At 41.4% G+C, this 24,633-nt stretch carries 21 protein-coding genes; 18 read left to right on the top strand and 3 right to left on the bottom strand.

All coding sequences use genetic code 11. The features are described from left to right. Nucleotides 1-228: 228 nt before the first annotated feature. The 5 genes from HZA77_04575 (at nt 229) to rsmB (ending at nt 6,745) form a co-directional block, all read left to right on the top strand. Nucleotides 229-1,116, top strand: a complete 888-nt coding sequence (locus HZA77_04575) for a deoxyribonuclease IV (protein MBI5374683.1) — start codon at nt 229-231, stop codon at nt 1,114-1,116. Between the two features lie 303 nt (nt 1,117-1,419). After that, the gene (locus HZA77_04580; protein ID MBI5374684.1) at nt 1,420-2,235 is read left to right on the top strand and encodes a PEP-CTERM sorting domain-containing protein; all 816 of its coding nucleotides are present in this window, start codon (nt 1,420-1,422) and stop codon (nt 2,233-2,235) included. 111 nt (nt 2,236-2,346) lie between these two features. Continuing rightward, nucleotides 2,347-3,213, top strand: a complete 867-nt coding sequence (locus HZA77_04585; protein MBI5374685.1) for a tetratricopeptide repeat protein — start codon at nt 2,347-2,349, stop codon at nt 3,211-3,213. 124 nt (nt 3,214-3,337) lie between these two features. Then, nucleotides 3,338-5,332, top strand: a complete 1,995-nt coding sequence (locus HZA77_04590; protein ID MBI5374686.1) for a sulfatase-like hydrolase/transferase — start codon at nt 3,338-3,340, stop codon at nt 5,330-5,332. Between the two features lie 75 nt (nt 5,333-5,407). Continuing rightward, nucleotides 5,408-6,745, top strand: a complete 1,338-nt coding sequence (gene rsmB / locus HZA77_04595) for a 16S rRNA (cytosine(967)-C(5))-methyltransferase RsmB (GenBank protein MBI5374687.1) — start codon at nt 5,408-5,410, stop codon at nt 6,743-6,745. 2 nt (nt 6,746-6,747) lie between these two features. Here the strand turns inward: rsmB and HZA77_04600 are convergent, their stop codons facing one another. Together HZA77_04600 and HZA77_04605 are read right to left on the bottom strand one after the other, a co-directional pair. Next, a complete protein-coding gene (locus tag HZA77_04600) occupies nt 6,748-8,007 on the bottom strand; it encodes a glycosyltransferase family 39 protein (protein ID MBI5374688.1) in 1,260 nt (419 codons plus the stop codon). A gap of 263 nt (nt 8,008-8,270) precedes the next feature. Beyond that, on the bottom strand, nt 8,271-9,023 hold the full coding sequence (locus tag HZA77_04605) for a glycosyltransferase family 2 protein (GenBank protein MBI5374689.1): 753 nt from the start codon (nt 9,021-9,023) through the stop codon (nt 8,271-8,273). Between the two features lie 203 nt (nt 9,024-9,226). On the opposite strand from HZA77_04605, the gene HZA77_04610 reads away from it, so the two are divergent. The 8 genes from HZA77_04610 (at nt 9,227) to HZA77_04645 (ending at nt 18,586) form a co-directional block, all read left to right on the top strand. Next, a complete protein-coding gene (locus HZA77_04610; GenBank protein MBI5374690.1) occupies nt 9,227-9,904 on the top strand; it encodes a 2-oxo acid dehydrogenase subunit E2 in 678 nt (225 codons plus the stop codon). A gap of 105 nt (nt 9,905-10,009) precedes the next feature. After that, a complete protein-coding gene (locus HZA77_04615; GenBank protein ID MBI5374691.1) occupies nt 10,010-10,777 on the top strand; it encodes a glucose 1-dehydrogenase in 768 nt (255 codons plus the stop codon). A 134-nt stretch (nt 10,778-10,911) separates the two neighbouring features. Then, nucleotides 10,912-12,498 carry an AMP-binding protein gene (locus tag HZA77_04620; protein ID MBI5374692.1) on the top strand — a complete coding sequence of 529 codons (1,587 nt, stop codon included), beginning with the start codon at nt 10,912-10,914 and terminating at the stop codon, nt 12,496-12,498. Between the two features lie 12 nt (nt 12,499-12,510). After that, the gene (locus tag HZA77_04625; protein ID MBI5374693.1) at nt 12,511-13,134 is read left to right on the top strand and encodes a 4Fe-4S dicluster domain-containing protein; all 624 of its coding nucleotides are present in this window, start codon (nt 12,511-12,513) and stop codon (nt 13,132-13,134) included. Next, nucleotides 13,131-15,554: a hydrogenase iron-sulfur subunit gene (locus HZA77_04630; GenBank protein MBI5374694.1), complete on the top strand. Its 2,424-nt coding sequence runs from the start codon at nt 13,131-13,133 to the stop codon at nt 15,552-15,554. The genes HZA77_04625 and HZA77_04630 overlap by 4 nt, the downstream gene beginning before the upstream one ends. 153 nt (nt 15,555-15,707) lie before the next feature. Continuing rightward, nucleotides 15,708-16,193, top strand: a complete 486-nt coding sequence (locus HZA77_04635) for a 4Fe-4S dicluster domain-containing protein (protein ID MBI5374695.1) — start codon at nt 15,708-15,710, stop codon at nt 16,191-16,193. A gap of 3 nt (nt 16,194-16,196) precedes the next feature. Next, nucleotides 16,197-18,173 carry an aldehyde ferredoxin oxidoreductase family protein gene (locus tag HZA77_04640; protein ID MBI5374696.1) on the top strand — a complete coding sequence of 659 codons (1,977 nt, stop codon included), beginning with the start codon at nt 16,197-16,199 and terminating at the stop codon, nt 18,171-18,173. 50 nt (nt 18,174-18,223) lie between these two features. Beyond that, entirely contained in the window at nt 18,224-18,586 is a 363-nt protein-coding gene (locus HZA77_04645; GenBank protein MBI5374697.1) for a MoaD/ThiS family protein, read from the top strand. Here HZA77_04645 and HZA77_04650 read toward each other — a convergent pair. After that, nucleotides 18,583-19,260 carry a transposase gene (locus HZA77_04650; protein MBI5374698.1) on the bottom strand — a complete coding sequence of 226 codons (678 nt, stop codon included), beginning with the start codon at nt 19,258-19,260 and terminating at the stop codon, nt 18,583-18,585. The genes HZA77_04645 and HZA77_04650 overlap by 4 nt on opposite strands. A 200-nt stretch (nt 19,261-19,460) precedes the next feature. Between HZA77_04650 and HZA77_04655 the strand changes: the two genes are divergently transcribed. From HZA77_04655 to HZA77_04675, 5 genes are all read left to right on the top strand, one after another. Next, nucleotides 19,461-20,429 carry a DUF3365 domain-containing protein gene (locus HZA77_04655; protein MBI5374699.1) on the top strand — a complete coding sequence of 323 codons (969 nt, stop codon included), beginning with the start codon at nt 19,461-19,463 and terminating at the stop codon, nt 20,427-20,429. Nucleotides 20,430-20,514: 85 nt separating this feature from the next. After that, a complete protein-coding gene (locus HZA77_04660; GenBank protein ID MBI5374700.1) occupies nt 20,515-21,633 on the top strand; it encodes a GAF domain-containing protein in 1,119 nt (372 codons plus the stop codon). A gap of 101 nt (nt 21,634-21,734) precedes the next feature. Continuing rightward, nucleotides 21,735-23,492: a hypothetical protein gene (locus tag HZA77_04665; GenBank protein ID MBI5374701.1), complete on the top strand. Its 1,758-nt coding sequence runs from the start codon at nt 21,735-21,737 to the stop codon at nt 23,490-23,492. 4 nt (nt 23,493-23,496) lie between these two features. Further along, nucleotides 23,497-23,958 carry a response regulator gene (locus HZA77_04670; protein ID MBI5374702.1) on the top strand — a complete coding sequence of 154 codons (462 nt, stop codon included), beginning with the start codon at nt 23,497-23,499 and terminating at the stop codon, nt 23,956-23,958. After that, nucleotides 23,951-24,577, top strand: a complete 627-nt coding sequence (locus HZA77_04675) for a response regulator (protein ID MBI5374703.1) — start codon at nt 23,951-23,953, stop codon at nt 24,575-24,577. Before HZA77_04670 ends, HZA77_04675 begins: the two co-directional genes overlap by 8 nt. Nucleotides 24,578-24,633: the final 56 nt, after the last annotated feature.

The raw sequence follows: 24,633 nt of genomic DNA on the forward strand, positions 1-24,633 counted from the left end.
CTACTTATAGGTGTTATCTTTTTTCGTAACACAACAGCCTGACGTGTTATGCAACTGGCTATTTTATATTTTTTTCTGAGATATTATTCTCCATATTTCTTTTGTCAAGCAGACTTAAAGACCTCAGGGATATAGAATCCGGGTTATGGTTTTAATTAAAATGGGCGCTGTCCCTATTTTTATATTTTCTTAATGGTCTATTTTATTTATTTGTCGTATAAAATAATTATGATTGCTGAAACAAATAAAAAAAAGATAAATGAACCCCTGATCGGCGCGCATATGTCGATTAGCGGGGGGCTGCATCTTGCCATCGAACGTGGAAAAAATATCAACTGCAGGGCAATTCAGATATTTACACGAAACAGCAACAGGTGGAATTCCAAAGAAATAACAGACGAAGAATCGCAGAAATTTATAACAGCCAGAAAAGAGTCTGGTATTAATCCAGTTTTTGCCCATGATATCTATCTTATTAATCTTGCCAGCCCTGATGATAAAATATTTGAGATGTCTATGAAGTCGTTCCTTGAAGAGGTAAGAAGAGCAGAACAACTGAAGCTTGATTTTCTTGTTTTTCATCCCGGTGCACACAAAGGGAGTGGCGGTAAAGAGGGGGTGAAAAAGATATCAGGGGCCTTAAAAGAAATTTTGGGGAAAACAGAAGGTTTTGCTGTTAAGTTACTTTTTGAAACAACAGCCGGGCAGGGGACATCCATTGGAGCTAGCTTTGAAGAACTTGCTGATTTAATGGAACAGACCGGCAACAAAGAACGACTTGGAGTCTGCATTGATACATGCCATATTTTTGCTGCCGGTTATGATATAAGAACCGCGGGGAGCTATAAGGAAACATTGTCAAAATTTAATGAAATTGTTGGGATTGATTATATAAAGGCGATACACATTAATGATTCAAAGGGTGATTTGGGATCCCATCTTGACAGACATGAACATATTGGGAAAGGCCACTTGGGCAAAGATACATTTAAATATATTCTTAACGATGAACGTTTCTATGCTATCCCCAAGGTACTTGAAACACCTAAGGGCGCAGACATGAAAGAAGATATTGAAAATATGTATTTTTTAAGACAACTTATGTCGGCTACGTGAAAAAAAATCCCCCCTGTGTCGGATTTGTGAACACTTTTTCTGTTTCTCCTAAAAGAGATTAGAATGTTGATTTATAAATGAATTATAGGTTTTATGATTTTGTTTCTAAAAAAGTGTTTTCTAATCTGTCGGATTTTTAGACAAATAGGTATGGTAACAGTACCTCTCAGAGATAGTGATGATGTTATATAAAACTTTTATAATACAAAGAGTTATGCATATGAAAGGCTGGTCTGATTTTCTTGGCACAAAATTTGCAAAAACTAAATCAACAAAGTATAAATATTAAACGGAGGATGATTCATGAAGAGTCTAATTATAACGTTAGCAATAGTAATAACTGTACTATTTAGTAGCTATCAGGTAGAAGCTGCAATTCAGCTTGCGCCAACCGCGGAAGGTACATCGGGAAAGATTTTTTATCCCAATAGCGCATCGTCAGCTACAGGAGTGACAACCAACTTTGGAACTAATATTAATGGACTTCCCAACTTTTATACAACCACCACCGGTGGTTCGACTGTGAATATCGGGCCATTTATAAATGCGGGAAGATACATTGATACTACAGCTTCAGGTGGGTCAGCGCATGTTTATCTTAAGGGAATATTAGAATTTGATATTTCTTCATTATCAGGTTCTGTGACCTCTGCGTTGTTAACACTCGACTTTACAGGATTAAATGGATTTCTCGGCAATCCGGGGACTCTTAAATTATATGATATGGCTGAATCAACAGAAGATGGAGCTATTACAGGTAATGAAATAAAAGGCTCATATATAGCAGATATATTCAGCTATACTCCATCAAGTGTTCCCGCAGCCGGAATCTATACAATCGACGTAACTTCCGTGGTTGCAGCTGATCTTGCAAATATAGGCTCAAATGGTTTCAGCGGCTTTGTACTTGACTACACAACCCCAGATGCAACATTGCCATTTAATTCATTCTTTGATGTTTTTGCAGTAGCCCAGTTTAACAATTACCAGACAGGTCCTAACGAAGGTTCAACACTTACAATTGAAACAGGACCTCAGCCTGTTCCTGAACCGGCAACCATTCTTCTTATTGGCGGCGGTTTGGTAGGTCTGTTCTTTGCAAGACGCAAAAGAAGCTAATTTCAACATCAGGCAAAAGAATATAAAATTCAGATGCCCGCTCAAATTGAGCGGGCATTTTTTATTATTAGCAGTTGACACCATCAACAACCTTAACTAAAATCCTCACCTATGAATTATAATCAGATTATAAGATGTCTTCTGTCACTCATCATTATGTCTTCTGTGTTGAGTTTTACCGCACAATCAAAAGCCCTTGTTGAACCTGAAGCCGTTGGTGGTGTGAGGAACGGTCAGAATACTTCTACCGGCGGCACAGCAGGTGAAAACGTAGATATTAATACGCTTATCAGGGAATCAGAAAAAAATCCTTCAGATATTTCCTTAAAAGAGAAGCTTGCTATCGCTTATATAAAAGAGAAAAAATATGATAATGCGATTCAGATTTTTCAGAAGATTCTTTCTATTAATTCAGGGTCTGCCATTCATCATAATGCCCTTGGAAGCGTTTACGGATTGAAAGGGGATATCAATAAAGCCGTAGAAGAGTATAAACTGGCAGTGAAATTTGATCCCGGTTTTGCCGAGGCTCATAAAAACTTAGGAAATGCATATATAGGAGAAAAGAAATTGGACGAGGCTTTGAAGGAATTTAATACTGCACTTAAACTTAAACCTGATTATTTCAGCGTTATGAACAATATTGCCTCGCTTTATCTCTTACAGCAAAAATATGATGAGGCCCTAAAAAAAGTCGACGAAGTGCTTACTCGCTCTCCTTCATATATTCCAGCCTTGAGAATGAAAGGGATAATTTATTTAAGATCCGGCAAATATAAGGAAGCTACCAAGGAATTTCTGGATGTACAGGAGAAAAATCCCAAAGATCCGCTCAATACGAAATACCTTGCCGGCGCTTATGTTAGAATGGGAGATTTCATAAAAGCTGTAGAGTATTGTAAAAAGTATATTGAGCTTATGCCTTCTACATCTGATATACAGGATTATAAAGATTTCATTAAAATTTATGGCAATTAGAAAACAAGTGAAAATCAAACCAATATTTTTTCCTGTAAGCATTGTAATATTTTTACTATTTTTCATTTCCTGCTCGGAAAAGAAGCTGCAAAAAATCAAACCGAAGAATGTTCTCATTATAACCATGGATACAACCCGGGCTGACAGGCTCAGGTGTTATGGGAATAAAAATATCGTGACATCGAATATAGATACTCTTTTCAAGAGAGGTTATATGTTTGCTAATGCGGTAAGTCCTGCGCCTGTCACGCTTCCGAGCCATTCATCGATAATGACAGGATTGTTTCCCATAAACCACGGGGCAAGAGACAACAGCATATACAGGCTTTCCCCTGACAATGTCACACTTGCAGAGGTATTGAAGGAAAAAGGATATAACACGGCTGCTTTTGTAAGCAGCTTCATACTTGACTCACAGTACGGAGTTAATCAGGGATTTGCAACTTACAATGACCGGTTTTTACACCCCCAGCAGAAGGGAAGACTTCCTGTAGAAAGGAGGGGTATTGAAACCGCGACCCTTGCTGCTGAGTGGCTGAAAAATAATGCAGGCAAAGAGCCCTTTTTCATGTGGACCCATTTTTATGACCCTCATGCTGAATATGATCCTCCAGAGCCTTTTAAGACAGCCTATGAGAGCGACCCTTATAACGGTGAAATCGCTTACACTGATATGTGCATAGGGCTCCTGATTGACGAACTTAAAAAAGATAATCTTTTTGATTCCACATTGATAGTAATCACGGCAGACCATGGCGAAAGTCTTAATGAACACAATGAGCAGACACATGGCATGTTTGTTTATGACAGCACCCTTCATGTCCCTCTTATAATAAGTTACAGAGGCTTTACTGAGGGTGGAGAAAAAATAAATGATCAGGTAAGGTCTGTTGATATTTTCCCCACAGTACTTGAGCTTTTGGGGATAACTAACAATTCCAAAACAGACGGCAAAAGCATCGTCCCGCTCATGAATGGGGAAAAAATGGAAGAGCTTCCATCATACTGCGAAGCGGAGATACCAAAATCGTTTTACTGGAATGCCCTTAAAGGCGTCCGCTATAAAGGGTGGGAATATATTTATGGAAGAAAGCCGGAACTTTATAACCTTGAAAAAGATCCGGCTGAAAAAGAGAACCTGATTTCCAAGGAGGGCGCTAAAGCAGCCGAACTTCAGGGTATTTTAAAGAAGATTGTGGAAGATAGAAACAAAAGAATCTCAACTAGCATTGCCCCCGTTGATGAAGAAACAGTCGAAAGGCTGAAAAGTCTCGGTTATTTCCAGGCAGGGGGCACGAGCGGCAAGGAAGGGAAGGATGAAGAGTTCCTGACCAGTTTCACGCGTCCCGACCCATCAGAACAGATCTCACTTTACAGGAAATACCAGAGGCTCACCAATCTGGCTGATTCAAAAGAATATGAACCGGCTGAAAAGGGATTGCTTGAAATAATAAGACAGGACCCTCAGAACCCGAGATTCATTGCCACTCTTGGCAAGATGTACGAGGATATGGGGAAAATAGAAGATGCTATTTTCAGATATGAGGAGGCATCAAAGATAGACAAGGATAACAGCAGGTACTATTTCCTCATCGGAAACCTTTACGGCAAGGAAGGCAAAGAAGAAAAGGCAGTCGATTTCTACAGGAAAACCCTGATATCAGACCCGTCCCATTTCATGGCGCATTATAACCTTGGCAGGCATTACACTGTAAAGGGGAAATTTGAAGATGCAATAAAAGAGTACGAGACTACACTGAAATTAAAGCCCGATCATTCCTATTCCTTAAATAATCTGGCCTATATTTATATAGAAAAATTCAAGGATGTTAAAAAAGGAGTGGAATATTTAAAGGAAGCTGCAAAGTCAGCGCCCGGCACACCTTTTATAAGGGATAATCTTGGATGGGCCCTGATGGAAGCAGGCGACTATAACGGTGCGATAGAAGAGTGTTCAGCTGCTGTTAAGATTGATCCCAATAATCCGCAATATCTTCTCCATCTCGGTGATGCCTATAAGAAGAAAGGGAACAGGGAGATGGCATTAGAAAACTGGAAAAAAGCGCTTGAGATTAAGCCTGATTTTAAGGAAGCAAAGGACAGGCTTAAGGCAGGCTGATCTGAATATAATAATGATAAAAACTTTTTATATGGTAAGACCCCCAGCTTCTGCCTGGGGTGCGTCGATTTAATCTTGTCTTCTCAGAACATATCCCCTGCAAGGCTCTCAGCATTCCGCATAATAAAGTCCTTTGAGTCAAAAGGTGCATTGCATTTAAAGGACCTCATTGGAAAAGAGTTCTCTCAAAATACACATTCACAATCAGACAAAGGGCTTGCCACTGAAATAGCTTATGGAGTTACACGGTGGAGACTTTATCTTGATTCTAAGATTGACAGCAAATACAAGGCAAAAAGGGATATAATGATAATCCTCCGCATGTCTCTTTATCAGCTTATCTTCCTGTCAAAGATTCCTGCACATGCCATTGTTGATGAGGCGGTGAAAATGGTGCGGTTTTTCGATGAAGAAAAAACATGCGGTTTTGTTAACTGGTTTTTAAGGGATTTTATAAGAAAAAATAAAAAGATCGCTAAGGACATAAAAGCAGATACAGCAAAAGAAATATCTGTGAATTTTTCCTTTCCTCTGTGGCTTGTAACAAGATGGATCAAAGCGTTTGGCATTGAAAAGACCGCTGCCATATGTGAAGCACAAAACAGGATTGCCGGGATTTCGCTGAAAGTAAACACTCTTAAAATAACTCCGGACGGCTTTGAATTTCTCCTCAAATTAGAAGGATTAACGTTCAGCAGGTCGAAATATTTTGATGAAGTATTCAATGTAAAAAGTGCCGGCAATAAAATTCTAAGACTCATCAATGACGGGTATTGCTATGTTCAGGATGAAGCATCTGCCGCAGTCGGGGAGATTCTTTCACCGCGAAGGGAAGAAATGATTTTGGACATGTGTGCCTCTCCCGGGGGAAAATCCCTCCACATAGCAAATCTAACCGGGAACGGGGCATTTCTGGTGAGCATGGATAAGAATTATGAACGCACAGCGATTGTAAAAGAAAATGCAGAGCTTTATGGTGCATCCTGCGTAAACCCTGTTGCCGCAGATGCTTTAGAATATTCAGGTCTTTTTAAAGCGAAATTCGACAGGATCCTTGTTGACGCTCCCTGCTCCGGTACGGGTATCATACGCCGCCACCCTGATATCAAATGGAGAAGACGCGAAAGCGATATTTCGATGTTCTCAGATTTGCAGTTAAAGCTTCTTAAGGCAGGCACAAGAGCCGCAAAACCCGGCGGAATAATTGTTTACAGCACCTGCACACTTGAAAAAGAAGAGTGCGAGGACATTGTATATAAGCTCATGGAAGATGATAAAGGGGTTTCTTTATTGAATATAAAAGAAACACTTCGAGAACCTCTTCAAAAGTTTGTTAACAAAAAAGGCTTTTTCCGAACATTACCCACAGATGGTATGGATGGCTTTTTCTGCGCTTTGATTAAAAAAATATAGCTTCATTCCTGATAGTTTATCTTATAGACAAGATAAGGACCTGTTTCATATAAAAAGGTAAATCTGTAATCCAAGTTTTTAAGGCTGATAGAATTTCCTTCCCTATTGAAATATTCTTTCAATACTCCGTCAGGGTAATATAAAAAAATGGAAGGTTTTTCCTGTTCAAGATATCTTAACAGCCCATTATCATTCAGTGAATAAAAACCATTGCAGCTCTTTATTCCCACATAGGGGGCAGACATAAAAACTCTTCCAAGGTTTTTGGGAGATATTCCGGAACGTACGGCAATATTACTGATAAACCAATCATAGTTATCTATCAGAAGCTTCTCGGTTTTTGGAACAGATGCAAATTTTTCTGACAAAGTTATCTCCCATTGCGGAGCTTTATAGGCTTTTAATTCTCCGCCGGAGAAGAAAATCCCCCAGAAAGAAATTAATATAGAAGAAATAAATCCAACAAAAATTAATATTTTTTTTGTCTGTTCTTTTTTAATAAAATTAACTTCCTCAATGAAAAAGAAAAAATATGGAATTGAAATAATGGCAATTATCATGAGAAACCTGTATTGCGGATTAGCATTTACCTTTATTGATTCGTAAATAAAAAAAGACAGATATCCAACAAATAGGACTCCAAGCTCATAACGTTTTCTCTGCAGAAAAGAGAGGAAAATGCCAAAGAACGAACCAACTGCAATAATCGGCCCTACTAATTTTATAAATTTAACAGGATAAATAAAAAACTTTTCCCAGAATCCTCCTATTTTATATCTTTCAGAGGCTACATTAAGCGAATAGTAAGGAAGGATGTCCCCCATTTGCACGAAGGTGCTGATCATCCATAAGGACGGAAGCAAAAGTGTTGAAAAACTGTAAACAAGAGATTTTTTGATGCCAGTTTCCAGCACGCGCAGCACGATAAGCAGCGGGACAAAAACCCAAAATTCTATTCTTATCATTGAAGAAAGGCCAATAAAAAGACCTGCGGATATGGACGTTAAAGTATTCAATCTTTTTTCACATAGCGAAAGGGAAAATCCTGTTATGAGAAAAAATAATGCCGGAGCTTCAGACCATGACTGTGCAGAATAAGAAATATGCACGCCTAATAATGAAAAAAGAATACAGGAGAATAAAGCGTTGGTTCTGCCAAAAATATGTTTTAATAAAAGATATAGCGGGATTACGGTTAATGATCCAAACAATAAGCTTAAAACCCTTGGAGCTATTAGAGGATTATTCCATAACAGGAGCATTCCGGAAATTAGATATGTATGAAGCGGAAGCCAGTAACTGCTTAAAATAAAATGAGGATTTTCAAGCCATTCAAGAGAATTAATAATGCGTTCCCAGGGGTCCCCCGGCCTGTTATCTGTGAATATTAAAAAAATACATCTTGTCAGAAAACAGATTAAAAAAAGGAAAAATAAATCTATGGTTTTTTTGTTTTTAAAAAAAGGTAATTGTTTTGTCACATTAACAGAAAGTACGGGTTGATTATCATAATAAGTTTATTGGGTTAATCAGTGTTAACATTTTTCAACAGGCTTTTCTTTCTCAAAATCAGATTTATATAACGGAGTATTGTATATATGAATTTCATTTTTGAGCTGCCTTTCTTCATATCATATCTTAATACAAGAGGGACCTCATCAATTGATGCACCCAAAGATGATAATTTTATAAGGATCTCGCTCATGCAAACAAAACTTGACTCACTTACCAGATTGTCTCCGTAAATATCAAAAGCTTTTCTTAAAAATGATGGTTTGTAAGCTCTAAACCCGCATGTACAATCTTTTGCAGCGCCTACATTGAATCCTGACTTAATTATTATACTTGCTGTCCTGCTTAAGACTTTGCGAATAGGTGAGAGTCCGACTTCTCTGCCGCCTTTGGCATATCTCGATGCAATAACTATATCAAAGCCTTCATTAATCTTATTAATCATTGGTATGAACAGAGACGGAGGATGAGTATTGTCGGCGTCGAGGGTTATTATTATGTCTCCATTTTCCTTTTTCTTTAAAGCGTGCTTAAGGCCATTGAGAATGGCTTTACCAAGGCCCATATTTTTGCCATGGTCGAATATCTCAAGCGGCATATTATTTTCATATTTATGTGCAACATCGAGTGTTTTGTCAGTACTGCCGTCATTAACAACTAATACTTTGTAGTGGTAATCTTTATCCTGAAATGTTTCTTTTATTGTATTTAAAAGAAGCGGCAAAGACTCTTCTTCATTATAAGCAGGTAATATTATCCAGATCATAATCAGACGGTTAAGGTAACTTACTAATATGTTTAATTGAATATGCCATAGTCATTATGGCTCTGCAATGTTTTTTATAAATAAAATATGACTGACATTATATACATTTCTTAATTCTTTCTATCTCCTTGACATAATAAAAAAAATCATTTTTTATAGGCGGAGTTTCTTTATAAAAAAACTACTGACGAGGAGGTTGTCCGGTGGAGCCGAAGATAAAAGAAAAGATTCCGCTTAAAGGCATACGCGCCCGTATTGCAACCAAGATGACGCAGAGCTGGACAAATGCCCCGAGGGTCGCAGAGATTGTCCTTATCAACATGGAAAATGCCAAAAAAGCAGCCGATGCGCAAAAGCAGGATGGTGTTACGATAAATGACCTTATAATAAAATCCTGTGCCTTAGCACTTAAAAAACAGCCCCTTATGAACTCCGCTATAATCGGCGAGGAAATCCTTGTGTTCGAAAGTATAAATGTTGCCTTTGCGGTAGCACTTGATGAAGGGCTTATAACACCGGTAATACCTGACGCAGATGCACTTGACCTTAAAAGCCTTGCGGCAAAGCGTGAAGATGTTGCAAACCGAGTACGTGCAGGGCAAAGGTCTGCTGACATATTAACAGGCGGCACCTTTACCATTACAAATCTCGGTGGATTTGGTATTGAAATATTTACTCCAATCATAAATTACCCGCAGTGCGGGATATTAGGTGTCGGCAAGGCATTACAGCGCCCTGTTGTGGAAGACGGCAAAGTAGTTCCACAGCTTAACATGTATGCCTCCCTTGTTTTCGACCACAGAATAATAGACGGAGCACCGGCAGCAAAGTTTTTAAATGAAATAAAGACAGGGCTTGAGAAGCCTGAGACACTAATTTAATTGGGGATAATTGAGTCATAAAAATAGAACCACAGAACAGAGATTATAGAACAGGAGTGATTCCTTCTGTGTACTCTGTGGTTAATTCTTTTAAAGGGTGTTTCTATGAGCAAAGAGATTTTTGATCTTGAAGGTAAGGTTGCAATAGTAACAGGCGCAGGGAAGGGTATCGGCAGGGCGCTGTCAATAGGCCTGGCAGAGTTTGGCTGCGATCTTGTCCTTGTTGCGCGCACTCTCTCTGACCTTGAGAGCGTTGCGGCAGAGATTGAAAAGAAAGGTAAGAGGGCACTTGCCTGTCCCACTGATGTCACAAATGAAGACCAGGTAAATGACATGGTAAAAAAAGCCGTGGAAAAATTCGGCAAGATAGACATCCTCGTAAATAACTCAGGTATAAGCGGAGACAAGCCGGTTCTCAAGATGGAAGCAAGCTACTGGGACTGGATAATGTCTGTGAACCTTCGCGGCCCGTTTTTGTGCGCAAAGGCGGCAGGTGCACAGATGGCAAAACAGAAAAGCGGTAAGGTCGTAAATGTTTCTTCGATAACTTTCCAGATGGCAATACCCAACATGACATCATACAGCGCCTCAAAAGCAGGACTCGTTCAGTTTACCAAAGTGCTCGCCCTTGAATGGGTAAAATATAATATACAGGTAAACGCTGTGTGTCCCGGCTATTTCAGGACACCCATGAATGAAGCGTTCTTTTCAAGCGAGGCAGGGAAAAAAGTCATTGAGCAGACGCTTCCTATGAAAAGACTTGGCGAGCCTGAAGAGATTCTTGGCGCTGTCGTGTTCTTTGCATCAAAGGCTTCTGATTTTACGACAGGGGCAGTCCTTGTCGTTGACGGCGGTCAGATCTTAGGTAAATAGTTTTTTTGATGAGGTTATTGAAAAAAGTTTTTACCACAGAGTTCACAGAGAAAAAATACTCTGAGTCCTCTGTGGTTGAAATCATTTTGTAAAATGTTCTAATTGTAAAAAATAACAAATAGCGGAGGCAGGAGATGAGCATCATTATCGGGAGAAATAAGAACCTCAGAAGGCTTCTCGAATTTCAGGCAGAGGTGCGTCCAAACCAGATTTTCATCATATTCATAGATAAAGATGAAAATGTAGAAACCTTGACTTACAGGGAATTCAACCTAAAGGTAAACCAGTTTGCCAATTATCTTCTGGGCATCGGGATAAAGAAGGGGGATTTCGTTACATGCAACCTTCCTAATTCCACGGGTTTCTGCCTTACATGGTTTGCCACATCCAAGATAGGCGCCATAATGATCCCGACCAATACAATGTCGCGCGCTGATGAGATGCAGTATATGCTCGAACATTCCGGTTCAACTACGCTGGTCACAGACCCTGAATTTATGGAGATGATTAACAGCATAAAGCCGCAATGTCCAAAGCTTAGGAATATCATCCTTTACCGCGCAGAAGAAGCGGCACCGGGAACAGTCCTTTTAAACGATATACTGAAGGACCAGCCTGCGGAGCTGAAAAAAATAGTTGATGTCGGTCCCATGGATGTTTCCAACATGCTCTATACATCAGGGACAACAGCAAGACCGAAGGGAGTTCTTTTAACTCACGGCAACTCACTCTGGATAGGGGAGAGCATGGCATGCGAGCAGAAGCTTACGCACGAAGACAGGCACATCTGCGTGCTTCCTCTCTTTCATGTCAATGCCCAGTACATCTCGTTTATGCCGACCATAACAGCCGGGGCAAGCATAATAGTATGCGAACGTTTCAGCGCATCAAGGTATTACAGGCATGTCCGCGAATACGGGGCCACAATCACAAGCTTAGTCGCTACCAACGTAAGGCAGCTCTTAGCCCAGCCGCGCCATCCCCACGATGCAGAAAACAAAATGAGAAGGATATGTTTTGCCATTGCCATCACAGATGAACAGTGGGATGAGTTTGAGGCAAGATTTAACTGCACGCTTCATGACCTTTACGGGCTCACTGAAACGCTCGCTCCCTGCACGTTCACTGCAATGCATGCAAAGAGGAAAAGAGGCTCTGTCGGGCTTCCTGCCTTTGGCATTGAGATAAAGATAGTTGATGATGAAAGAAAAGAAATTCCCATCGGCGAGGTTGGCGAGATTGCGGTTTGCGGAACCCCGGGGATTCAGCTCATGAAGGGCTATTATAAGAACCCGGAAGCCACGGCCGCAGTTCTGGATGAGAACAACTGGTTTTATACCGGCGATTTTGGGAAGATGGACGACGAAGGGTATGTCTATTTCGTTGACAGGAAGAAAGATGTAATAAAACGGGCAGGCGAGAACATTGCCGCATGCGAGGTCGAAAGGGTGCTGAACGAACACCCTGCAATATCTGAAACAGCCGTTATTGGTGTCCCTGATGAAATGAGGGATGAAGCGGTAAAGGCATTTATAATTTTAAAAGAAGGGCACAACCCTACTGAAGAGGAGCTCAAGGCGTACTGCGGAGAAAAACTTGCGAAATTCAAGATACCGCAGTACATAGAAGTTGTTGCTTCCTTCCCAAAGACTTCTATTGGGAAGATCCAGAAAAATATTCTTAAAAAAGCAGAGCTTGAAAAGTTAAACAGAAAGGGTTAATTAGTCATCCGTATGGATTATAAATTTGACCTTCGCGTCCACCGCGTAGAAAAGAAAAATCTTGGCAACAGGGAAGAGCTTGCAAGACTGCTCTCTTCATTGAAGTCAAAAAAAGGAGACTCAACCTGGCCGGAGAAGTTTATAAAGGCAGGGGAAAATCTTTATTTTGGCGGTAAAGTTGAGATTGACACTGACAAGTGTATCGCCTGCGGAGCTTGCGCCGAGATATGTCCCACAGGAGCCATTGAGGTTGTTGACAGGGATGGGAAGCGTTTCATCTCTCACAACCTTCAAATCTGCGTTGGCTGCCGCAAATGTGAGGGAAGCTGCGATGACAAGGCGATAAAAGCTGTTCCCGGATTAGAGCTTAAAGCTTTTTTTGAAGGAAGGTCCGAACCCAAAAAAGAAGCAGACCTCATAGCATGCAAGCAGTGCGGAAGACCAGTAGGTCCTGCCCAGGCAATAGAGAAAATAAAGAAAACCCTTGAAAAAGAATCACACCTCCACAGCGAGCTTGACTTTTGCCAGAAGTGCCGCAAATGGCGTGCCGCGTACGAGGCTGTGCCGCGTCTTTCCATGCTTCTTGGCAGGACGCATTCTGATATAACCGGAAATGAAAGCAGTGACCCGAAATGAAATCAGTAAAAAGACAAGAGAAACAGGAAACGGAAAATAAAGCCGGAGCAGCTCTGCCTCAGAATGCTGTTTTTCTGTGCAGTTGCGCCGGAGAAATAGATAAAGTCATAAACCCGGAACGGGTTCTTAAAGCGCTCGAATCTTCCGGCAAATTCGCGAATATATACCGCCATGATTCCCTTTGCCAGCCCAACGGGATCCGCGCCATAGCAGACAGTGTAAAAGATAGTGGCACGGAAAAATTCCTCATTGCCGCATGTTCACCGCAGAGCATCGGAAAAATATTCAAAGAAGGGCTTGAGCGCGCAGGCATAGATACAAGCCGTTATTCCATAGTTAACATAAGGGAAGGCTGTGCCTGGCCTCATGCGAATGAGCCTGAGCTTGCAACTGAAAAATCGATTTCAATGATAAAGACAGCATGGATGGGGCTTAAATCATCCGTAGAAAAAGACACCGAAGTAAGAGGGATAAATGAGAGCGCCATTGTAATAGGCGGCGGTCCTGCCGGAATATCAGCAGCCTTTGAACTTGCAGAGTCGGGAATAAAGACTACGATAATCGAGAAAAAGCATGTACTTGGCGGATTTGCAAACAAGCTCGGCATTGTGGCGCCTACGAATGACTGTGCCCTTTGTACCGCATTTCTGGATACCGGCAACCTCGAGGTTTGTAGAAAATGTATTTACAGGAGCCGCATAGATTCACAGTCTAATCTGAAAATAGTCACAAAGGGAAAAGTCACAGGGATAAGCGGAGAGCCGGGGAATTTCACCGTAAAAGTTGCAAAAGAGCCGCGTTATGTTGATGTGGATAAATGTATTCTCTGCGGAAAGTGCGAAGATGTCTGCCCTGTGACAGGAATAAAAAGCAAACCCTATTCAACGGTCACAAGGAAAGCTGCATTTCTTCCTTATCCGCAGGCAATCCCCAGAGCCTATGTGATAGACCGCGAAGCCTGCAAAGAAGGATGTACTGAATGTGAAAAAATATGTCCCACCAGGGCGATAGACCTTAATGAACAAAAAACAGAGCAAACCCTGAACGCAGGGGCTGTTGTCATTGCAACGGGAATAAAAGAATATAAGCCAAATGAGATAACGGAACTCGGCTACGGCAGGTACCCTAATGTCATAACACAGCATCAGCTCGGCAATATGTTAAATCCCGAAGGACACACGGCTGGTGAGGTAATAAGACCCTCGGACGGCAGGAAGCCAAAAAACATCGTCATGATGCAGTGCGTCGGTTCAAGGGATAAATATCATCCCTATTGTTCAGAAGTGTGCTGTCTATTTGCCACAAAACATGCGATCCTTTTGAGGGAGCGGGCAGGCGCTGAAGTCACCATTTGTTATATAGATATCAGGACACCCGGATTTTTTGAGAAATATTATGTCGAGGCGCGTGACAAATGGGTAAACTTCATAAAGGGAAGGCCTTCCAGCATTGAAGAAGACCCGGATACGAAAAATCTTTATGTCACGGTTGAAGACATGGCCATTAATTCTGATGTTGTGCTGAATGCAGACCTCATGGTGCTTTCAAGCGCACTTATACCTTCTGAAGATACCGAAGAGCTGTCAAAAGTTTCAGGGATAGAGCTTAATGAATACGGGTTCATAAAAGAGTATTACGGAAAGAACAGGGCTAACGAGACATCCTTAAAAGGAATATATGTTGCCGGTTCTGCAACAGGTCCAAAGAATATTCCTCTTTCAGTATCACAGGGAAGCGCTGCCGCGGCAAAGGCAATATCCCAGATAAAGAGGTTAAAGGCTAAGAAAGAGATCCTTTGTGCTTCCATAGACGAAGAGCTTTGCATCAAATGCGGGATATGCGTGAAGATCTGTCCGGTAAAAGCAATCGAAACCGAGGAATCTCTGACCGCTCTTGATATACTCGAGACCCCCGAAGTAAACAGGATAAAATGCCTTAACTGCGGGCAATGCTCTGCATATTGTCCGACAGGCGCGATCTGGGCGGGAAATTACAGCGGCGAAAATTTCTTCCCGCAGATCGAAGAGATACTTGCCGGCAATACGATAAAACCAAAGATTCTCACTTTCCTCTGCCTTGAATGTGCCTATGCTGCTGTTGACCTTGCAGGGTTGAAAAAAATATCTTATCCAGCTAATATCATTCCTCTCGGAGTGCCCTGTGCAGGGAAGGTTTCACTTGTTGATATACTTAAAGCCTTTGAGTGCGGGGCAGAAGGGGTGTTGCTTGGAGGGTGCGTTACATGCCATTTTAAAAACGGCAAGGATTTCATGGTCTCTCAGGCGGTTTTTGGAAAAGAACTTTTAGCGAGCATAGGAATAGAGCCTGAGCGGTTGGATTACTTTACGGCTGCAATCTCCGACCATGCAAAATTTCTTGACATAGCAAGAGGAATGACTCAAAAGTTGAAAAAATTATGACACAATGTTCCATGTTTATTTTAAGGTTTATTTTAAAGCTCGAAATATGGAAGGGGGTGGGAGTAATTTAAGAAGTTTTGACAATGCAATTTAAGACTAAAATACGTGGACAGTTTTTAGTATCAGGATAGTTAAAATCGAAGGGGGAGACATATGGAACATCAACGTTTTATAATGATTAACCCGGATAAGTGTACCGGTTGCAGGACCTGCGAAATGGCATGTTCTCTTTACAATGAGAAAGAGTGCAGCCCCTCGCTTTCGAGGATTCGCGTGGTTAGAAACGAAGCAATCGGCGACAGTTTCCCGGTAGGTTGTGCCCTTTGCTCAAAGCCGGTCTGTGTTGAAGTTTGCCCTACAGGCGCAAACTCAATAGACCCGGTAATGGGCACCGGTATCATCAACGAAGAGATATGCGTAGGATGCAAGGCATGCGTAAGAGCCTGCCCGTTTGGAGCTGCCGGTATAAGCTATAGGACCGGCAAGGCTTTCAAGTGCAATCTCTGTAACGGCGACCCGCAGTGCGTAAAACACTGTCCGTCAAACTGCCTTGAATATGCACCTGTTGAGCTTACAGTAAGGCACCGCCGCAGGGCGCTTGCTGATGATGTAATCTCTAAGTTGAAAGGGGAGGGCTGATACATGTCAATAAATGGATGGAGAGGTAAAAGGATTCGTTTCAACCTTACAAAAGGGACCTGGGATGTAGAAGAGACTCCTTATGAATACAGGAGAAAATGGCTGGGCGGCAGGGGATATAACTCTGAAGTGCTTTACAATAATGTCCCTGTTGATGTTGACCCGCTTTCACCTGAAAACGTAGTATGTCTTGGCGTTGGTCCGCTTTCAGGAACATTCGGACCTTCAACAGGCCGAGTGACAGTAACCGCAAAGTCACCTTTGACCGGCGGGTTTGGTGATTCCAATATGGGCGGTCACTGGGGCGCAGAGTTAAAATATGCAGGCTACGAGCAGATAATATTGACCGGCAAGGCTCCAAAGCCGTCATACATCTGGATAGACGATGACAAGATAGAAATAAGGGATGGCTCTCACATCTGGGGGAAATTCCCTCGTGATGCTGATGCCATAATTAAAGAAGAGCTTGGCGACAAAGATATCCATATCGTTACAATAGGACCAGCCGGAGAAAATCTTGTACGTTTTGCATGCACCTTCAATGACTGTTACAGGGCGGCAGGAAGAACAGGACACGGCGCGGTAATAGGCTCAAAGAACATAAAGGCAATCGCTGTGCGCGGAACAAGCGGAGTAAAGATTGCAAAGCCTGAAGAATATTACAAGATATGCAGTGACTGGCGCGAGACAATGCGTACAGATCCGATGGCACAGGGGTTGTTCAACTTCGGCAGTCTCATCCTCATCATGCCCTGCAACTATGAGATGGGCTGGTTCCCGTGGAAGAACCTTAAATACGGATATCATCCGGATGCAAGGAACATATCCGGAGAGGTATGGGCAAAGAAACACTTAAGGCACAAGGAAGGTTGTTTCTCCTGCGCAATCTGCTGCGGAATAGTTTCCGAAGTAAGAGAAGGAAAATATGCCGGCGACTACACAGGCGGACCGGAATACGAGGCAGCGGTTCCGACAGGACCGAGGGTCGGTATCATTGATTCTGAAACAACATTGCACAATGCCATGCTTACAAACAACTACGGCATGGATGCAATCGAAGCCGGAGCTTCAATAAGCTGGGCTATGGAATGCTGGGAACACGGGTTGCTCACATCAAAAGACACCGGCGGCATAGATCTTACATGGGGTAATCAGGAAGCCGTTGAACAGCTCCTCCATGACATGACATACAGGAAAGGCTTCGGCGACATACTTGCCGACGGTCCATGGAGAGCTTCAATGAAGCTGGGTCTTGGCGAGGAATACCTCACCGTGACAAGAGGAATGAGTCTTCCCGGCGATGACCCAAGGGGACTTGGTTTCGGTTACGGATTGAGCTTTGCAGTTGGAACAAGGGGCGGCTGCGACCACCTTCGTTCACTCTGCTGCCTTGAGCTCTCAGGCTACCTCTATCCGGGACTCAACATGAAGATAGTAGGGACAGAGGAATGTTCGAAGCCTCTTACCACAATAGGCAAACCCAAGATGGTTTACTGGGAAGAAAACCAGAAGGCCTTTGTTGACTGCCTGCAGGTATGCTGCTTCAACACCCACTGGTCATATGGGTGCAGAAATGAGCACCTTATCCCAATGATAAATGCAGTTACGGGTCTTGATTTTACAGAAGAAGAGCTGATGACCATAGGCGAAAGGATATACAACCTTGAGCGCGCATACTGGTCAAAGATGCTTAGCGGAAAACATGAGGACACTGTTCCGAAGCGCTTTACCCATGAGCCGATGCCTGAAAACCCGGCAGCAAGCTCTGGCAAAGTTCTTCCTTTAGACGAGATGCTTCCGGAATATTACAGGCTGCGCCAGTATGAGCCTGAGACAGGATTCCCGGGAGACAAGAGGTTGAGAGAACTCGGCCTCGAGGATATCGCAGAAGAACTGAAACCTTACAGGAAGAAATACATAGATCTTCATGAAGGGAAAAAGGGAGCGAAACCTCAGCAGCAGCCAAAAAAAGGTAAATAAGATATTTACAAATTTCCCCTTTCCCCCCTTTGTCATTTATCAAAGGGGGGGTGGGGATTTTTAATCAGCTCAAAGAACCAATGATAAAAATCAAATGCCGTTATTATAATCTTACCCTTGATGTTACGAAGAAGATTGATGAGGAAATAGTGCTTCCTGACGGTTCAACTGTTAAACAGGCAGTTGATTTTCTCATTAAAAAATATGGCTACAAATTCCAGCAAAGGGCAATTCTCACAATGGATTCCATGCAGGGTACCGTACAAAGGGCCAATGTATATCTAAACAACCACCCTGCTGACTATGAGTACGATTATCCAGACAAACTTGAAACAAAACTAAAAAACGGCGACACCATCTCATTCGGCTCCCTCATTGGCGGTGGACAGAAAAGGGGGACGCAACCCTTTTAATCTTCATCATTTTGCACCTTTTTGGGGCGGCCCGGTGGACGGAAGGTTAGAGTACGTTTTAATACTTTTTCCAACCCAGAAATAAAAGTTAAATCCCCACAGGGTAAACCTTTTTGGGTGTTCAGTTTCAAAATATCTGTATCTTCCTGTTTATCAGATTCGCGTAACCATTCAGACCAGTTTTCTATTATTCCAGATGGAGGGAAATCAGATGACATAACATTGTCTTTCTTTATTCCGCAATGACTCGCAGCGCTTGACCATTTATAATCCTCCGCAAGTTTTGTAATATGGGAACGAACTGGATTGCGCTCTACATAACGTACTGCTGCCCATAGATAACTTTCATCAAGAGCAGACGAAAAAAATCTACCTTGCCATAAATGACCTGACCATCCTTTTCTCTTGTTAATGTATTGTGCATAGCGCATATGCAAAGGGTGCAATACATTCTCCAATGAATTTCTGTTCATGGGAACGACTACCAGATGGACATGGTTAGTCATCAGGCAGTATGCCCATATCTTTAATCCGTATTTTTCTGAGTATTCCCGGAGCCACTCCAAATATCTCTTGCGGCATTCATCAGTAAAAAAAACATCTTCCCTTCTATTCCCTCGTTGCGTTACATGATAGGGAACTCCTTCAAATACAGCTCGTGAAATCCTTGGCATATGAATTATTTATATTCCCACTAAGCAAGAATTGTCAATAAAAAGCAAATATTATCAACAAAAAGGGTTGCGTCCCCTTTTTGTCGATGCTGCCTTCTTTTTATTGTCTTACGGAAATACTTAGTATTGTTTTCATATAAGGAAAAAGTTATATGAATAATTAATATTGATACAAAAGAAGGGAGTGTTATAAGCGCTTTATGTCTGTTAATGACGGGGGAAAAGGCGTCATTTTTAAACTTGGAACAGCTTCGAAGGCGAGAAATTATCTTATCATAATTTCATCTCTGCTTTTTCTGGTTACCTGTGTTTCTCTTTACACCAATTTGAGGAAAGCCGGAGCAGAGTACGAAGCGCTGGCAACTATGACAGGACGCACATTTTTCAAGTCTATTGTGGCAATGAGGCAATGGAATTCTGACCATGGAGGGGTCTATGTCGTGATTGATGAGAAGGCACAGCCTAACCCCTACCTTGAAGACCCGCTTAGAGATATTACGACTGTGGATGGAATGAAACTCACCAAGGTAAATCCGGCATATATGACAAGGTTCATTTCCCAATATCTTGAAAAAAACGAGGGGATAGAGCTTCATATTACCAGCTTGAAGCCACTCAACCCTTCAAACAAAGCAGATTTCTGGGAAGAAGAAGCTTTGAGAAAATTTGAAAAGGGAAATAGCGAAGAATCAGGAAAAGTGCTTTATGAGGGGACAGAGTTTTTCCGCTACATGGCACCGCTTGTAACAAAAGAATCATGTTTACAATGCCATGCAAAGCAAGGGTATAAAATTGGGGAAGTCAGGGGAGGGATAAGCGTTTCCTTTCCATATTCTCCCTATAAAAATGCGATTACCCTTCGTGATAAAAAAATTGTTATTAACCACACTTTGTTCTTTTTTATAGCTTTGATAATAATCTGGATTTTAGGCAGAAGGCTGGTAAATAACATCTCTCAACTTCAGGAAAGCCTTGTGCGTATAAACAAGCTTGAGGGGATTCTGCCAATATGTTCTTCCTGCAAGAAAATCCGCGATAATAAAGGCGAATGGAACCAGCTTGAAATATACATAAAAGATCATTCAGAAGCTGAATTCAGCCACGGGATTTGTCCTCAATGCGCAGAAAAACTCTATCCTGATTACTACAAACCTAAAAAAAATCAGTAATTGTTCTAAAATTTTATTTCTGTAAAATCATTTGTAGGTTTATAATCTTATTTATAGTTTTTTATTGGTTAACCGGGAACAAGACATGAAGACTTACGATACAATGACAAGAGAAGAACTTGAGGATTTACTGAAATTCTATAAGGATCTCTACGATTTTTCACCATTAAGCTATGCCAGCCTTGATGAGAATGGATATATTAAAGAGATTAACTGGGTTGGTTCTGCGATGCTCGGAATTGACAGGGAACATCTTAACGAACATCCTTTTTCCCAGCATATATGTGAAAGTGACAACGAGAAATTTAATGATGCGCTGGAAGAATGCTTCAGAAAAGGAGAAAAAATTACGGTTGAAATCGAACTCCCCATAAAAGGAGGGGAATCAATCAATGCCCAGATTCTCATGGTGCCGGTTCAGGATATTGATGGAAAGACTCTCTGCAGGACAGCAATTACAGATATCACCGAGCGCAAAATAGCAGAAGCTCACAACGCCAAGAGGTTAAAACTTGCCCATTTGGGTGCTGAGATCGGGGTTGCGCTGAATCATGGGTCTTCTCTTCAGAAAATGCTGCAAAAGTGTACGGAAACGATAGTCTATTACCTTGAAGCAGCGTTCGCGCGTATCTGGACATTTAATGAAGACGAAAACATGCTCGAATTGCAGGCAAGCGCCGGAATGTACACGCATATAGATGGAGAGCACAGCAGAATACCTGTAAACAGCAGATATAAACTCGGATTTATAGCGCTTTCCCGCGAACCGCATCTAACTAACAATGTGATCGGGGATCCGCAGATCAAAGATCAGGAATGGGCAAAAATAGAAGGTATGGTCGCATTTGCAGGTTATCCTCTAATAGTTGATAATTCCCTTGTAGGCGTTATGGCGATGTTTTCCCGCAGACCTTTTGAGGATTTTGCCCTTAAGGCACTTGGCTCTATTGCGAACAACGTAGCCCTCGGGATTAAGAGAAAGCAGGCTGATGAAGAGTTGAAAAAAGTCTTTATTGAACTAAGTGATTCACTCCAGCATTTAAACACATTGAGCGGTATGCTTCCTGTATGTCAGTCCTGTAAAAAAATACGCGATCAAAATGGAAAATGGAATGAACTTGAAACATACGTGAAAGAAAAAATGAAATCAGATCTTGCTCCTGTTCTTTGTCCTGAATGTGAAAAAAACTGGCAATCTGATTAATTTTAAGAGCTGATTAAAAGTGTTATAATTTTAATGTACTCCTTATCCAGAGTGCTATAGTTAAACTCGGTTTCTCGTATTTGATGAAATGATTGGATAAAATGGAAAAAGAGAAAGACGCGGCGGAATATCGAAGAAGTGAAAATAATATACCTCTCCGTATCATTATCATTTTCTTGATTTTTGCTCTATGTGTCATTTCAGGCGGCTATATTTATTACAGCGCACAGAAAGCGAATGTCGTAAGAGAAAAACATAATGAGCTTACCGCGATTGCTGATTTAAAAACAAAACAAATAGTGAACTGGCGGAATGAAAGGATTGCTGATGCCAAAGTTACCTTAAGAAGTCCTCTGATTTACAACCAAATTATAGAGTTTTTGCGAAATCAAAAAGAAGGTGAAACAAAAGAAAATATCCTCTCATGGATAGCTTCTTTTAAAGAAGCCTACAATTACAAGAATATATATTTGCTTGATTTAAAAGGGAACATAGTTCTTCCGGAGAATAGTAAAAAAACAATTGGGAAAGACGACCGTGAAAAGGCTGAAAAAGCTCTAAAAACAAGAGAGATATTTTTTTCTGACATTCAAAGGGACAATGTTTCAAATGCCATCCATTTGGATTTGATTATACCGGTAATAAACCATCCTGAAAAGAATGGAGCAGTCGAAGGTTTTATTCTGCTTGAGATTGCCCCTTATGATTTCTTATATCCTTTGATCCAGCAATGGCCAACGCCAAGCAAAACCGCTGAGACTCTCCTGGTTCGGCGTGAAGGGGATGAAGTCCTTTATCTCAATGAACTGCGTCACAGGAAGAATACGGCAATGACTCTGAGGTTTTCTCTTTCATTGAAAAATTTACCTGCAGCAAGAGCAGTGCTCGGTAAAGAAGGAGTTTATGAAGGGGTTGATTACCGCGGAAAACCGGTAGTTGCTGCAACACACTCCGTACCGGGCACGCCATGGTTTATTGTTTCTAAGGAGGATAGTTCTGAAGTATATGCATCAATGCAAAGGCTTTTCTGGTTTGCTGCAATTGTTGTCATAGTTTTAATTATCGCTGCTGGTTCGGGAGTTGGTTTAATGTGGCGTGGGCAGAGACTACAGTATTTCAGGAAACAGTATGAAACTGAGATGGAAAAGTTGAAAATTGAGGAGCGATATTCAGAAGAATTAAAGAAGAGCAATGAACAACTAAAAAGGTTTGCCTATATCGCTTCCCATGATCTTCAGGAACCTCTGCGGATGATATCAAGCTATTTGCAATTAATAGAAAGACGTTACAAGGGAAAGCTTGATAAGGATGCGGATGAGTTTATTGCGTTTGCCGTAAACGGCGCTGATTCATTGCAGAAAATGATTGAAGGACTTCTTGTTTATTCACGCCTTGATGCACCGGTTTCTTTAAACACTGTTGACTGCGAAGAGGTGCTTCAAAGAGTTATTGCGAATCTCAAACTTGCGATTGAGCAGAGCGGTGCGGAGATTACACATAGCCCTCTTCCAGTTATCATGTCAGACCAGTCGCAGCTTGTCCAGTTATTCCAGAACCTTATCAACAATTCCATTAAGTTTAAAAGGGAAGAACCTTTAAAGATTCACATCTCAGCCAAAAAAAGCGGAGACGAATGGTTTTTTTCAGTAAAAGATAATGCAGAAGGAATTGACCCGCAGTATAAAGACAAAATCTTTCTTCTTTTTCAGCGCCTTCACGGCAGAGAGTATACAGGTGTTGGAATCGGGCTTTCAATATGTAAAAAAATAGTAGAACGGTTCGGAGGAAGGATTTGGGTTGAATCGGAAATTGGGGAAGGCTCTATTTTTTATTTTACAATTTTAGACAAAAGGAGTTAGTATAATGGAAAATGGTAACAATATGATAAAACCGATTGAAATACTTTTAGTCGAAGACAGTCCGGGTGATGTGCGTCTAACACAGGAATGTCTAAGGGAGGCAAAGGTCAACAATCGCCTCAGTATTGTAGGTGATGGTGTTGAGGCTATGGCATTCCTTCGAAATGAGGGAAAGTATGTTAATTCCCCGAGACCTGAACTCATACTGCTTGATTTGAACCTGCCAAAAAAGGATGGCAGGGAAGTTCTCTCTGAAATAAAGGGTGATGCTAATCTAAAACGCATCCCTGTAGTTGTTCTTACTGTTTCAAAGTCAGAAGAGGATATTCTTAAAACCTATGATCTCCATGCAAATTGTTACATAACAAAACCTATAGATTTTGCGCAATTTTTAAATGTTGTAAAATGTATAGAGGAATTCTGGCTTACAGTTGTTAAACTTCCAAAAAATGGGAAACATGAATAATAGCGTAATAAAGATTTTGCTCATTGAAGATAATCCCGGAGATGTAAGGCTTATAGAGGAAATGTTGACGGAGTCAAAGAGTTCTGGTTTTGCTCTTGAATCAACAGATAGGCTTTCGGCGGGTCTTAATCTTCTCGAGAAAAAAAGATTCGATATCGTACTTTTAGACCTCGGTCTTCCTGACAGCCAGGGGATATATGCTGTATTAAGGATAATCGAAAGCTTCCCGGCGATGCCTGTGATTGTCCTTACAGGTCTCTCTGACGAGGTTGTCGGTTTAGAGGCAATTTCAAAAGGCGCACAGGACTATCTTGTAAAAGGTCATATTGAAAGCAATCTGCTTGTTCGTTCTCTCCGCTATTCGCTGGAACGCAAACGTATAGAAGAAGAAAAGGAAAAACTCATTAAAGACCTAAGGGATGCCCTTGGAAAGATCAAGACCTTAAGCGGCATGCTCCCAATTTGTGCCTCCTGCAAGAAAATCAGGGATGACAAAGGCTACTGGAATCAGATTGAATCTTATCTCAGGGACCATTCTGAAGCAGAGTTCAGTCATGGTATTTGTCCTGAATGCGCAGAAAAGTTTTACCCCGACTATTATAAAGGTGAGAAAAAATAAATTTTTCCGCCATTGTAATCAATATTGAAATAAATCAGGAAAAGTTAACAACAAAG

It is taken from the genome of Candidatus Schekmanbacteria bacterium (assembly GCA_016219965.1).
Taxonomy (GTDB): domain Bacteria; phylum Schekmanbacteria; class GWA2-38-11; order GWA2-38-11; family J061; genus JACRJM01.